This is a genomic window from Blautia intestinalis, from assembly GCF_014297355.1.
GTDB classification, from domain to species: Bacteria; Bacillota; Clostridia; order Lachnospirales; family Lachnospiraceae; genus Blautia_A; species Blautia_A intestinalis.
Genome location: NZ_JACOQE010000011.1, coordinates 42,949 through 55,996, shown reverse-complemented (window position 1 = coordinate 55,996; position 13,048 = coordinate 42,949). Strand labels below are relative to the sequence as shown.

At 44.0% G+C, this 13,048-nt stretch carries 18 protein-coding genes; all 18 read right to left on the bottom strand.

Annotation, left to right across the window (positions count from 1 at the left end):
- Positions 1 to 4: 4 nt before the first annotated feature.
- The 18 genes from H8Z79_RS13975 to H8Z79_RS13890 all read right to left on the bottom strand — a co-directional run bounded on the left by H8Z79_RS13975 (position 5) and on the right by H8Z79_RS13890 (position 13,022).
- Positions 5 to 547: a phage holin family protein gene (locus H8Z79_RS13975; protein ID WP_330607594.1), complete on the bottom strand. Its 543-nt coding sequence runs from the start codon at positions 545 to 547 to the stop codon at positions 5 to 7.
- Positions 548 to 719: 172 nt separating this feature from the next.
- A complete protein-coding gene (locus H8Z79_RS13970) occupies positions 720 to 1,154 on the bottom strand; it encodes a hypothetical protein (protein ID WP_118040698.1) in 435 nt (144 codons plus the stop codon).
- Between the two features lie 11 nt (positions 1,155 to 1,165).
- Positions 1,166 to 1,336 (bottom strand): hypothetical protein, encoded by a 171-nt coding sequence (locus tag H8Z79_RS13965; protein ID WP_182279249.1) that lies wholly within the window; start codon positions 1,334 to 1,336, stop codon positions 1,166 to 1,168.
- Between the two features lie 4 nt (positions 1,337 to 1,340).
- Positions 1,341 to 1,643, bottom strand: coding sequence for a hypothetical protein (locus tag H8Z79_RS13960; protein ID WP_118040700.1), 303 nt, complete (start codon positions 1,641 to 1,643; stop codon positions 1,341 to 1,343).
- Positions 1,609 to 1,923 (bottom strand): PF13754 domain-containing protein, encoded by a 315-nt coding sequence (locus tag H8Z79_RS13955; protein WP_118040702.1) that lies wholly within the window; start codon positions 1,921 to 1,923, stop codon positions 1,609 to 1,611. Before H8Z79_RS13955 ends, H8Z79_RS13960 begins: the two co-directional genes overlap by 35 nt.
- Position 1,924: 1 nt before the next feature.
- Positions 1,925 to 2,836, bottom strand: coding sequence for an Ig-like domain-containing protein (locus tag H8Z79_RS13950; protein WP_118040704.1), 912 nt, complete (start codon positions 2,834 to 2,836; stop codon positions 1,925 to 1,927).
- 80 nt (positions 2,837 to 2,916) lie between these two features.
- Positions 2,917 to 3,408, bottom strand: a complete 492-nt coding sequence (locus H8Z79_RS13945; protein WP_118040706.1) for a hypothetical protein — start codon at positions 3,406 to 3,408, stop codon at positions 2,917 to 2,919.
- 1 nt (position 3,409) lies between these two features.
- The gene (locus tag H8Z79_RS13940) at positions 3,410 to 5,788 is read right to left on the bottom strand and encodes a tail fiber domain-containing protein (protein ID WP_118040708.1); all 2,379 of its coding nucleotides are present in this window, start codon (positions 5,786 to 5,788) and stop codon (positions 3,410 to 3,412) included.
- Between the two features lie 4 nt (positions 5,789 to 5,792).
- Complete coding sequence (locus H8Z79_RS13935; protein WP_118040710.1) at positions 5,793 to 6,155, bottom strand: hypothetical protein; 363 nt, start codon at positions 6,153 to 6,155, stop codon at positions 5,793 to 5,795.
- 8 nt (positions 6,156 to 6,163) lie between these two features.
- Complete coding sequence (locus H8Z79_RS13930) at positions 6,164 to 9,184, bottom strand: hypothetical protein (RefSeq protein ID WP_118040712.1); 3,021 nt, start codon at positions 9,182 to 9,184, stop codon at positions 6,164 to 6,166.
- A gap of 195 nt (positions 9,185 to 9,379) precedes the next feature.
- A complete protein-coding gene (locus tag H8Z79_RS13925; protein WP_118040714.1) occupies positions 9,380 to 9,766 on the bottom strand; it encodes a Gp15 family bacteriophage protein in 387 nt (128 codons plus the stop codon).
- Positions 9,732 to 10,040: a hypothetical protein gene (locus H8Z79_RS13920; protein WP_118040716.1), complete on the bottom strand. Its 309-nt coding sequence runs from the start codon at positions 10,038 to 10,040 to the stop codon at positions 9,732 to 9,734. Before H8Z79_RS13920 ends, H8Z79_RS13925 begins: the two co-directional genes overlap by 35 nt.
- Before the next feature lie 24 nt (positions 10,041 to 10,064).
- Positions 10,065 to 10,523 carry a phage tail tube protein gene (locus tag H8Z79_RS13915; protein WP_118040718.1) on the bottom strand — a complete coding sequence of 153 codons (459 nt, stop codon included), beginning with the start codon at positions 10,521 to 10,523 and terminating at the stop codon, positions 10,065 to 10,067.
- Complete coding sequence (locus H8Z79_RS13910; RefSeq protein ID WP_118040720.1) at positions 10,520 to 10,930, bottom strand: phage tail terminator protein; 411 nt, start codon at positions 10,928 to 10,930, stop codon at positions 10,520 to 10,522. Before H8Z79_RS13910 ends, H8Z79_RS13915 begins: the two co-directional genes overlap by 4 nt.
- Positions 10,927 to 11,310 carry a hypothetical protein gene (locus H8Z79_RS13905; protein WP_207726381.1) on the bottom strand — a complete coding sequence of 128 codons (384 nt, stop codon included), beginning with the start codon at positions 11,308 to 11,310 and terminating at the stop codon, positions 10,927 to 10,929. Before H8Z79_RS13905 ends, H8Z79_RS13910 begins: the two co-directional genes overlap by 4 nt.
- Entirely contained in the window at positions 11,307 to 11,645 is a 339-nt protein-coding gene (locus H8Z79_RS13900) for a hypothetical protein (protein WP_118040722.1), read from the bottom strand. The genes H8Z79_RS13905 and H8Z79_RS13900 overlap by 4 nt, the downstream gene beginning before the upstream one ends.
- 4 nt (positions 11,646 to 11,649) lie before the next feature.
- On the bottom strand, positions 11,650 to 12,036 hold the full coding sequence (locus H8Z79_RS13895) for a head-tail connector protein (RefSeq protein ID WP_118040724.1): 387 nt from the start codon (positions 12,034 to 12,036) through the stop codon (positions 11,650 to 11,652).
- Positions 12,037 to 12,050: 14 nt separating this feature from the next.
- Positions 12,051 to 13,022 carry a phage capsid protein gene (locus tag H8Z79_RS13890; RefSeq protein WP_187002904.1) on the bottom strand — a complete coding sequence of 324 codons (972 nt, stop codon included), beginning with the start codon at positions 13,020 to 13,022 and terminating at the stop codon, positions 12,051 to 12,053.
- Between the last annotated feature and the right edge of the window lie 26 nt (positions 13,023 to 13,048).

Sequence of the window (13,048 nt, the reverse complement as noted above, 5' to 3'; positions counted from 1 at the left end):
ACGATCACTCGCCCTCTGAATCTTTATTGATATCTGCTTTGTCCTCTACCTGTGATTTCACATGCTCCACAATCGGCAGAAGAAATCCCGGGATTGCAACTCCCATATCTTTAATATTTTCCAGTATGCTGATAATCTCATTACAGATAATCCAGATTGCTACAATGCAAGCTACCAGAAATGTAAATGGCAATGTTATACCTGCGGTCTGGGATGCATATAAAAGCAACTGGTCAATTACCGCTCCCACCACAACAAGAAGCCACATGCATACCTTTTTCATGATTCCTCTGATACTCTTATAAGAGTTAATGTCCTGTGATCGATATGTAGATGCCATTAATCCTGTGGCATAATCAAGCACATTACATGCTACCATCAGGATCACCGGAATCGTCAGCACACCAAGCATTGAACTGATCAATGCAAATACCCCTGTAAAAAATGCTTTGATATAATTTTCTTTCATATTTTTATCCTTTCTCCGGTTGCGCCGGCGCAAATTGACAATAAAATAAGAGCCTTTCGGCTCTGCTCTGATTTTCATGTTTTTTCTCCTATATTGCATACTTGCGATATGCATTCTTCACGTTATTCTGGTCGATATAGCAATAGATCTGCGTGGTCTTTCCCTGCAGTGATTGTAATACTGCCTGAATGTCAGGTGGTGAGCATTCTGGAGAAGGAAGTTTTTATATGCTTCAGTTTATTAAAAACTATTAAACTGGTACATATAAAATTTGTACGAATATTATCACATATTCATCAGATTGGGAATTATTGATATGTCTACCCGCAACAGAAAGTTTTTGTGTAGCATAGTCTATCCATATTTTGTTGATAGCATACCATGATGTATTGTATAGCCAATAATTAGCTATACAAACTGGTTTATATCCACTTAAAGAAATATCTTTATTAACACCAATATATCCAGTACTTGAATTGACTTCAAGTTTGTAATTTTCAACTTTCCATCCGTTCAACTTTGAGTTTAGTGAATTGATTCCCAGCTTCTCTTTCAGGAATGTAACCAGCTGGGCGATTGTAGACTTTTTGAGCTTGTTCCCTTCCGCAACAATCATTGTATCTGTGTCCGCAGGTGTTTCTTTTGCGGCCAGTTTTTCCATCAATAACAATTCAATTTCTGTCATGATTCTTCCTCCTATTCTTTTACCTGCAGTGCGGCACCATTACCAGTATCCAGTGCCTTTCCTGTCCCTGTTCCCAGAATGTATTTGACATTCTGGACATCAACGGATATCAGAAGCGTCTTCCTTGTTTCTACCGGATTAGGGGACAAGGTGACGCTTTCAACATAAACATTTGCTGCCATAACATCACCTCGCCCTGATTTTTACGTTATCTACCCATGTTTCACCGGCAATTTCATAAATATACTTGAACCGATATGTTCCGGCATTCTTCGGAGAGATAAATGCTGCAAGCTCATGTCCGTTGATCTCGCAGTCACCGGAGCTTTCCAGTTCATCTTCGCCATCATCATTTTTGTAGTACAGTTCCCAGCGTGCCGATTCGATCACGAAAGGAAGATCTGCTTCACATTTTGGTTTAATAACTGCCCTCAGCCAGCGTTCTTCCGGAAGGTCATACCGGACTTCTGCAACATACGCAACGCTCAATTTCATATCCCCTTTCTATCAATTCAGCATGATACTTTCCAGTTCCTACAGTTTCGTTTTCTCCCATATCCATAACATAAGCACATATCTCATGCCCGGATATGACAAACATCATTTTGCAGATATGCGAGGTATTGCCGGCCTCGTCTTCTGCAAATATTTCGACGATATATTTTCCGTCCTCGGTCCATGGCACCGGGATTTCCCATGCGTCGCCCTGCGCATGGGAAAAGATAACCTCAGTACCGTTTGCCAGACCGTAGACTCTGGTGGCTGCCATATCAGTCTGTGATTTCTACGCTGATCACAAAGGTCTTTCCTGCATCTACCGGATTCGGAGTCAGGGTAACACTCTTGATCACAGGCGCAGAAGTATCCAGTTTTACAGTTCTGGTTACTGTAGTAGACTTGCCGGCAGAATCCGTAGCCACGATTGTAATCGTGTTGCTGCCCTCAGTAAGCGTAAGAACCTTGGAGAAGCCTCCATCGGATCCAACTGTAACACTCTCTGCCGAACCACTGTTGAGCTTGACCGTAACTTTGACGGGGCTGGATGTAGTATCGTTGGTTGTACCCGTAACTGTGCATGCTGCCCGGTTGGTTACAAGGCCATTTGCAGGGGATGCAATTGACAGTGCCGGTGGAACTGTATCGATTTTGAAAGTAACCGACTTCTGAACTGCTGCATTTCCGTCGTTATCGGATGCATCAATCTTGATAGTATGAGAACCATCAGACAGCGCTGTGTCAGGTGTGTATGTACATTCATATCCTCCGGAGACTGCAGTCTTGACGATTGCACTGCCGGTGATCTTGCTTCCGGAATCGATTGTGATACCAATAGTATTCGGATTTACACCAGAATCATCATCTGTAATTTTGAACCGGAAAATCGGTTTGTTGTTGATGATGTATGCAGATGCAGTCGGGTATGTAATCGTACCAACCGGAGCTGTTTTCTCTTTGACTTTTAACTGCAGGGAACTTCCTATAGAGGAATCCGAAGCATCTACGGTTCTCACGTTTCCTGCATCATCTGTAGCTTTTACTGTGACCGGATAATAATGTCCAGTCTGGTTGTAACTGGATTTTGCCGGTGCTGTAATAGTTGCCTCATATTTGCCCGTCGCTGAATTTAATGTCAACGTATAAGTCTGACCATTAATGACGGCTTCTACTTTTTTTACTGCCATGTTTTCTTTTCCTTTCTGTGTGTGGTTGTTTTTTCGTGTTCCTGATAGCCTACGGTGGATTTCCTGATCTGTTCATAAGCTTATTCCGTAGCCAGCACATTTCTCAGTGCTTCTTTTATTTCTTTGATAGCATTTTCAAGAGCTGTGATTCTGGTGTTATCTGTAAGACCTTCGCATTTCCTTACTGCTTCCAGTGCTTTTTCTGCTGCTTCATTTGCTGACTTAGCTGCTGTATCTGCACTCGATGCCGCAGTATTCGCACTGGAAACCACCTTGTCTGCATTCGTCTTTGCATCCTGTGCCGCTTTTGTGGCATCCTCACAGGCTTTCAGAGCTACTCCGACTTTTTCCTCGATATGATTGTCGATGACTTCTCCTCCGGCCTCTTCTATCTGGTCTGCCATGTCTTCATAGGTTGCCATACGTTTTACATCACCGGGGGAAAAACACTGGTAGATTGCCTTTCCGTCGAATGCATGAGGATCCCCTTCTGTCACCACAGCAATCTCAGCCGTGCGGAGTTTCTGAGGATCAAATTTGTTGTACGGACCATGTCTCGTTGTTATTGCCATATTAATTACCTCTTATTTCTTTAACTGCCTGTTTCAGGGATTCAATTTCTTCTTTCTGCTGTTTGATCATTGCAAACATTGCCGGGATCATCATACGGTAGTTCCAGTCTTCTACCTGACTACCATCATGTGCAACCGCTTGCGGAAAACATTTTTCCACATCCTCAGCAATGAACATTGGAAGATAGCGTCCCTCGTTTTCGTCGCCTTCCGCAAGATAACCGTCTTTGTATTTCGCCCAGACTGGTTCTATTTTGTACCAATTATCAATATCCATTTCCGAAATGGCGTCTCCAATATCCTTATAGCGTTTGGACGAAGACGCTGCTCTGGTTACAGTTCCATCTGTCATAAGCAACAGATCGTAAGCATTCGTATTCTGCTTGACGTTTAGAAGCTTTGTGGCTTTCGATGTAAGGCTGTCAAGTGTTGCTGTTCCACCTTTGATTGTTGCGTTTGTAGCCCAGAAGACACCTGCAAGCAATTCGTCAAAATTTCCGACGACATTTCCATCTATTTCACTTGACAAAGACACAAATGGGTCGTATGCATCAGATATTTCCATCGAAAGCTCACCATCATCAAAACAATACGTGCCTCCAATTCTGCAAAAGCCATCCCCATTTAATTGAATGCCTTCATATGATGACTCCTCTATCACATTCGGATTCAGTGGAGTACTAAATAATCGAATCGAATCTTTGTTGATAATTGCCTTGATTAATCCGTTTTTATCGTATAGAAAATACCCATTAATATCTTGTGTTGATATAAGAACCCCGTTGCTGTCAAAAACCTTCATAATCCCATTCCCATTACCTACACCGCCCAGGCTTAGTGTTCCGCCGTAAGCCCAATCCCAGTGGATACCGATCACGGAAAGGATATTGAGAGCTGCATTGCCGTTACTGTCGAATCCTGCTTTCCAGACTGTGGTGGAGTCTTTGCCAGTGTAGTTTTTCGTCACGAAGAAACCGTCAATACCGGATTTGTAGACAATTTTGGATTCGGATAATTTCGGCTTATCATGCCGGTACACGATCACAGAGCCGTCATCCTGGATGATTTTTGTCTCGTGGAAGCCCATGGTGTTTGCTGCAAGCTGGTTCATCTGCTGGACGACAAGGTCGTAGGCAGACATTTCCTGATCAGTGTAATTCCGCGCGGCTTCCAGTAGCTTTGTTGCTGCTCCATAGCGTGTGAATGTTTTTGCAGTTGGTGTCTCGGCTGTGGATGAGATCGACTGTGCCGCAAACAGGCTGAATGTGGTGTCTGTGATCACTGTCGTATATGAAGATGTTGTCTTCGGTGATACCACAGCTACATCACCGGCTTCAATTGCCGGATTTCCCTGAATAGAAACACTCATCGGACGAAACGGTTTGTTGATAATCTTATCTCCTATATGTTTCGCTACCTGCTGCATCGTGTCTGTCTGGATCAGAGGATTATCTTTGATTTCCAGCGCATATGTATTCGTACCATACAGATATTTTTCATCTGCACTGTCTTTCTTTGTTGTGATCTGGATTCCTGTGACATTGATGTCGGTTCCGTTTATCGACTTGTTATACAGGTCATAGAAGTGATGATAGGTATCCATGTCAGCAAAAGAGCCACCATCGTATGTATATCCGGAACTGTAATCATCAAATGTTCCGCCGTCAGCTTCATCACCGGACAAATATTTTTCCTGTGATGCGGTATCAAAAATCCCGCCATCCAGATCACCGGATCCTACTGCCGAAAAATCGTACCATCCAAAAGCAAGCCGTCCCAGATGATTAATTCGTGCATAGCAGCCCATTATCTGCGCGCAATACGAAATCACGTCTCGATACGTTATGCTTCCTTCTGGTTTTGTTTTGACAATGTAGTTTCCCATCTCAATTGAACCAGACTCGCAATCCACCTGACAGTGCCGGCAGGCATCCAGTACAATGTCCCGGACCGTTGCCGGATAGGAAAGGGTACATTCGCTGTACGGTCTGTCAAAATAGATCATTTCATCATAGGCTGTGATCTGCAGTGTAGTTTCGCCGAATGTTGCTGTATATACCCGATACAATCCTTTTTTCAGGTCTTCCCACGTCCCATCCGCCAGTTTCAGACCAATCACAGCCTGTATATTTGCGCCTTCAAAATCGCAGTCATCATACTGTTCTTCCGAATTATCCAGTGTAACCTTGTATTCTTTAATCACTGCAGCGCCTATTTCGAATTTCCCAGATGCAGAAGTAGCTTCATTGATCTTATACTCTCTCAGATCCATCATCGGAATTGGAATCTCTTTTTTATTTTTCAGGGTGATCGTATCTTTTATCCTGAACTCCCTGTTTTCGCTTAATGCTCTGCGGAATGCTATGCTTGTATTGATCATCTTGTCACCTCTGTATCACATCTACTGAAACCGTCCTGTAGTAATAATTCCCATCTCCCAGATAACCGTAATGTTCTTTGGTCAGCGTTCCCCTGTAAGCTTCGATCGTAAAATCAATCCCTGAATCATGGAATGTGAACGGAAAAAAGCCGGCTATCAACCGGTTTTTAATCATTTTCACTTCTTTGTCTGTCAACCATTCCCACTTTATACTGAGATTTTTCTTCTCAGCTACTACATCTCCAACCATCCGTCCCATCAGTGTCCTTCCGGTGTCTGAGGTCCATATGATCTCATCTGCTACAGACAGGGTGGTTGGTGCAGGAAGGACCACATCTCCTGATTTTAAAATTTCGCCTTTTTTCATGTTCCCTCCTACTTAATGTCCACGGTGTTGAAGCGCCTATCTATTTCTGCTTTTACTGCATTCTCAGCTTCTGCCAGCTTTTTACCATCAAGGTAGAATCCCATCTGTGAAAGAGCAGCTATGATCCGCATCACTGCACGGTTCATTATGGTTTCCAGATCTTCCCTTGTGACACCGGATCCGCCTGCTGCCCTGACAGCTTCTATTGCCATTTCTCTCAGTTTATTCTCCGGAGCTACAACTTCTCCCTGGTGCAGGTTATCACCGATCATGGCGAGCTGTGGTGTGTTTGGCTTGACGTATGCGCCCTGTGCCAGATGTGGAATAGTTGGTACTCTCGGAAGAGACATTCCATAATGTCCATAATGTCTTGTTCCGGTAATCGGATTCTTAAAGTCATAACTGAATGAGAACGCGTTTTCAATTGCCGCCAGTCCTGAGTTCAGCTTGTCCATTAATCCGTTGATCAGATCAATCACGGCATTCAGTGGTGCTTTTGCCAGTGCTATAAGGGAATCAAATACTCCTCCGAAAATTTCCTTGATTCCGTTCCATGCCTGTTTCCAGTTTCCAGAGAAAACACCAGTAATAAATTCCACAATCCCGTTGAATACGCGTTTTATGTTTCCCCAAATACGCTGTACGGTACCAAGGAACGTGTTTAAAACAGAGCCTAATGTTCCGAAACTCTTTGACCAGTCTGTCTGGAAAATTCCTTTCACAAAATCAATAAACGGCTGCAGGATATTTTTCTTCGCAAAATCGAATATCGAAGCAGCAATCCTTTTGAATCCCTGCAGGATTTCTTCAATCCCCTGCCAGCACATGCTAAAATCGCTGGTAAATACTCCTGTACAGAAATCAAGAAATCCGCCTAAAATTGTAGTGATTCCGCTGATCACATCACCGGCCACCGCCAGAAGATCAAGGATCAGAGTGCCGATGGTTCCGATGATCGGCGAAAGGACCGGCATGATGTTGTTGATGATCCATTCGATGAACGGAACCAATGTGTTTTGCCACAAGGCTCCCAGGTTCTCTAACAGCTTTCCCATCAGTTCAAGGATCCCATCCAGTGCCGGCTGGATATGCTCTGACCACACAGTGCTGAACTTATCCGCCAGGTAATCAAGAATCGGTGAAAGATACGTATTGTATGTATCCAGAAACGTTCCTTGGATATCTGAGATGCCTTGTGTGATTGCATCCATGAACGGCGCGAAATACTGATCATAAACTTCATTCGCTTTCTCAAATGTATCTGTGACGCTCTGTGAAAGAGCATCAAATACAGTTCTCCATCGGGAAAGCATATTCTCCAGAGTTCCTGAGATTTTTTCCGTATTCTGGATAATCGGAACAGCAAAAAGTGATACAAAATCTCTTTCGAATTTAACCGCCAGATCTGCTGCTCCAAGAAAACCATCTGAAAATACCTGAATGATATCTGCAGTGATCCCCTTCGCATCATCACTTGAAAAAATATCAAAGATATCTGCCAGTGCAACACTGAAATCTCCCGAAAGCTTTGCAATCTCTCCTGTCGCATCGAACATTGAAACAATGCGTTTTTTAATATGGTTCTTGCTCTTCGCAAGATATTTATCAACGCCACCAACAAGATTATCTGCTAATGTAAGCCCTATCCTTGCTGTGGATCCTGTGATTTTTCCAAATGCAAGAGCAATATTGTTCGCACATCGGTTCGCCGCATTTACGACTGCAGTATCAGTGAAGACTTCCTTTAAGTTCTTGCCGATGCTTTTTACGGATTCATTTATAGAGTCATTTTTTTTCTGCGAATTTCCAAATCCAATCTCGAATCCTTTTTTGAACAGTTTCGCAAGCTCCTGACACCGTTTTATCAGTGCAGACATTTTTTTATCTGTCTTATCAAGAACCGTATCACCCTCAGCAAGGTTTCCGAAATCAACCGCGCTTCCAAGCGCTCCGGTACCTCCCATTCCGTTTGATGGAGAGGAAGAATTGCCGGAACTTGAATCTGACTGCGAATCTAGCTTATTAACCTTGTCAAAGCCCATGAGGGCTTTCATCTTTTTCGCTGCGTTCTGTGCTGCCTGTCCAACCTTATCTGTATTGCTTGCCAGATTGGACGCAGAATCAGATGCATTCTCCAGGCCGGTTCCAGCATCGTCAGCTGCTCCGGCAACTGCCGCTACACCGCTGCTGTCTGAACCGCTGGATTTATTTCCTGTAATTAGTTCCGTAAAAGACTTAAATGCATTTGCCAGTGTAGCAAGTTTCCCGATCACCGTATTGATTACCCGAATGATCGGAGTAAATAAGTTAATCAGTCCCTGTCCGATCGTTGCCATGAGAGACTGCATCTGCAGGCTCAATATCCTGCACTGGTTCGCCCAGCTTCCAGAAGTGCGTGCGAAGTCGCCCTGTGCGGCTGACAGCTTGTCCTGTACGAACTGGTAACGTAGGGCTACCTTTTCCGCTTCGGACATTGCCGAAGTTGTTTTCCCGAATCCATTCGCCATAGCGTAGGAATCAAGAGCTGTCTGTGTCATTACGACACCGAGATCTTTTAAACTTTCTGTTTCGCCGGTAAATACGGATTTCAGCTTTGTGTATGCCTCGTCCTGCGAAATGTTGTAAAACGATGCCACATCACCAGCCAGTCCGGTCAGGGTTGATCCCATATCGTAAGCCTGTTTTTTGGTAAATCCGAAGGCTTTTGCCATGGCGCCGAATGTACCAGTGTACTGTTTTGCCATGGTCTCTGACAGACCAAAGCTCTGCGCTGCACTTTTGGCAAATTCATCGACCTGTGCGGTCATCTTCGGAAAGGTAACATCTACAACGTTCTGAACTTCCGCAAGATTAGACCCCAGTTCCAGACACTGTTTTCCGAAATCAACCAGTTTTTTTACTCCAAAAGCCGCTGCAAGTGCCGCTCCTGCTTTTTTCGCCATGCCGGTTATCCCAGCCATCTGACTTTCGAACTGATTTTTATTTACAACCAGATCAAGACCGATCTGTCCAACGCTTGTTGCTGACATATATACCACCTGCCTCTGTCACGAGGACATCGGCACAGTGGCACTACTTGTCCTGGTTTATTTTTATCTCAAATTCTTTCTTGCAGTGCCTTGCCTGACACTTATAAAAGACACCCCGGCATTTTGCATCCGGAGCATACTGTACTTTCTGTTCGTGTCCACAGAAAGGGCATCTTACCTTTAACTTTTCAATTTTTAATCACCTCCAAGACCTGCCATGCGCATAAATGCCATCTTCATTGCCTGCATCTGTGCATCCACCTGCGCTTTCGATGTATGTGCTTTCACAAATTCTGCATGCCTCGACTGCCATGCATTTCGGACCCGGTGCTGTTCTGGTGTAAAATTCTCCAAAATTTCTTTCCGGTCCTCTGCACGAATAGAAACAATCCTTCCAAGAGCTGTATCTGGCCCGATTCCTACAAGAAGATCTCGGAACTCTTCCCATTTCATTCCGGCCGGCAGCTCCCTGGACAAACGAATCCCGTACTGTGACTGAAAAGAAGACACGACCAGGTCAAAGTCTTCTATCAGATCATAGTACGGGTCACTGCTCTCCCTGTTCTTCTTCTCCCAGTACAAGTTTCATCGCTTCCTGGACAATGGTCATCAAAGATCCGGCAGACAGTTTTCTTCCATTTCTTTTCAGATTACAGATGGCCTTTACGTCTTCCGGATCAAAAATAAGGTTCATCGCCTTACCAACTGCCTCAAGCTCACTGTTTTCTGCAAAAACTCCCATCAATCTCAGCATTGTTTCAGCATCTGCTTTTACCTCAACTTCAAGTGTTCCAATTTCCATAATCGGATTGGATTCAAATTCCAGCTTTTCTGTGATATTTACTACTTTTGCCATTTTTCTTCTCCTTTTCTGCCGGACTTATAATGCCGGTGTAACTGTTGGTTTTCCATTACTGATCACATCAAATTCCAGTGCACCTACATTTGTCGCATCGCCACCGGCATTGTTTTTCACATCAATGACTGCATTTGGCCATGAAATACTTGTTCCATCCGGCATTTCCCATTCAAAATAGGCTTCTGCATCATGACCGTTCTTAAATGTCTTTCCTGACGCGAAATCATTTCCGGTATCACCGATGTTCCTCTTTCCGCTGAGGGTAATCGTAACCGCTTTCGCAGTCATTAATGATCTCTGCCATCCTTCCGTATCCATAGGTGTCCATGTTTCCACCCCATTGGAGAAAGATGGAGAAAAAGTTTCCAGATCTGCAACTACTGTCGCACTTTCTTTCGATTCGCCGATCTTGAATTTATTATCAGATACTGGAAAAACATTGGTCTTTCCTGCAAATTTCTGAATATTCATCTTCATCATGCCTGTTTACCTTCTTTCTTTTCGTAAATAAAAACTCCCTCTATGACCATTTCGTAGATCCCGGCATCATCCGTGCCTACGTCCTGAACATCATAGAGGGGTTGAAAAAATTTAATTGTTTCATTGTTCACATTGACATCTCTTGCCACTTTCAGCTTCTCAAACAGCTCTGTAGCGGCTTTTTCGGTGTCCCTTGGGGATTTGTTCCAGTGCACAAGTAAAGTCACGTATTTCTCGCCATAGCCTTCCAGTGCCGGTCCTCCAAGTGCTGTATGGTATGTATGCTGATGCTTGCTATTGTAGACACCAACGGATTCGTCTTCCTTATCCGGAAGTTTTCCCATATAGACATGTTCTGAGATACGAAGTGAATCAACATAATCTCTTATATCTGCCAGTGTCATCATATTCTCGTCAGTCTCCTGTAAATTTCTTTGAATGTTTTGGCTGCAAAATCAGCTTTACTGCCGCCAGAAAGCCAATCCTCACACCATTCGCCCCGAGCATTTGGATTGGCTCTCTTGCTGAAATGATATTCCGGATGGAAATACAGGCGGCGGGCATAGGGCGTGCTGGAAACGATTGAAACCTTTCCATGACTGCTTTCTGATCTATCCAAAAAGGTGTTCTCATTCTGCAGATGTCCGGTATCCCTCGGAAACACCTGCGCCTGTACTACTTCTGTATGCAGTGCTTCTGCTGTCTGTTCCAGAGCAGTTATCTGTGCATCAGTCAGCTGTTTAATCTTAGGAAGATTCAGATTGATTACAGATTTCACACTGATCATACAAGCATCACCTCTGTAAAGTTCACCGTTCCATCTGGATTTCTTGCTTTCGTTCCCTGCTCGATTCTCCGCTTCACTCCGAAGATTACAGCAGTACCACCGGATATGACCGGAAGCTCCGGACAGATATCACCGGGAAATAGTGCGGTTCCAGTGATTTTTATCTCTTTCTTTTCGGCAGTAAAGATAGTTCTGGCTTTATCCTGATAGTTACATTTTCCGAAATATTCAATTGTTTCAAGTGGTTCGCCATACTTGTTCAGGCCTTCCCGCTCAAAACTACAAGTAATCTCCACCTTGCAGAGGCTCTTTTTCACAAGACATGGATATCTCATATTCTCACCTCGCCAATCTGCAGCATAAGCCCGTCTGGCACAGCATGGTATACACATCTCTCTTCATGGCAATGCCCTTGTCCATAAAAATGTTCCAACTGCTGCCAAACTGTGCTGATACACCATTGATGCTGTACGAAGACAGGATACTGTTGACCTCATCTGCATTCTCATATTCAAATTCTGCCTGCATGCACACAACTTCCCGGATGAGCTCCTGCTGGTATTTCGTAAGACGTGAAAATCCCCGGCCTACAATCCGGTTGTAGGTCAGGGAATCAATATGTCTGGATGCCTGCTTGAGTGCCTTTGCAAGTTCTTCCTCAGGAACGATACCGCCCTCATACTGATCCAGATAATACTCTGGTGTTACGTATGATTTATAAGACATTCGATCACTCCTTATCAGGCGCCAACCTCTGCTGTATCAACGTCTACATAAATGGAATCAATCTTTCCATCACGGCCGTTCGGGAACACAAATACATCAGAGAAAGATCTGTTCTGATACAGATATCCATCACCTTTTGTATGTGCACCAGGTGCAAAGTAGTAAATACTGGAAATCTTCGGTACAGTTTTACATGTCTGTCCACAAGCAACAAGTACGTTGATCTTATGCGCACCGGTTACTGCCTGAACACCGCTTCCAGCTGCTACTTTTTTCTGCGGTTCAAATCCGCCGTTTTCCGGCTCCCAATTGAACGCATCATAGAAACGTTCATCATCAATAACCTCCATGATCGGAACACCGTCAATGTCTGTCACTCTGGTTTCGATTCCCATACCGCCCTCAGCGATCTGAGTTATCTCAATCTTGCGTGTGAACTCTGTGGACTGCTCCAGGGCATCCATAATTTCACTGCAAACATACATGATCAGAGAGCCATTTGCTTTGTATCTTCTGAGTTTTCCTTTTGCAAGGATATCTTTCAGCATTCCAAAAACTTTTGCCTTTGTATATGCGGAAGTTGCTGTGGATCCATGATAACCTTCTGTTTTCTGAGCTTCCTGAGCAACCTTGGAGAAGAACAGGGCATCTGTTTCCGGAACAACCCATGTCTGTTCGAACACTCTGGAAATGTTCTGAATGGAAGCTGTAGCATTTGTCTCATCAACATCTGCTTTGTCTACCATAAATTCAACATCGCGGTCATGCTCCAGTGTGAATGGTACATCTTTCTGATCATAAGTTCCGGTATTCCATCCGCCTTTACGGTTATGATTTTTGTAACCGGATGTGCTCATCTGAGTGAAATGGAATGTTTTCGCATCCATCCATCTTACATTGCTGGTCACAAACGGAGATGTCAGGGTTCCCTGCATCAGAATTTCAAGGAGTTCCGGGCTCCACTGTTCTGCATAATTTAATGCCATATCTTATACCTTCTTTCTTTTTCTGA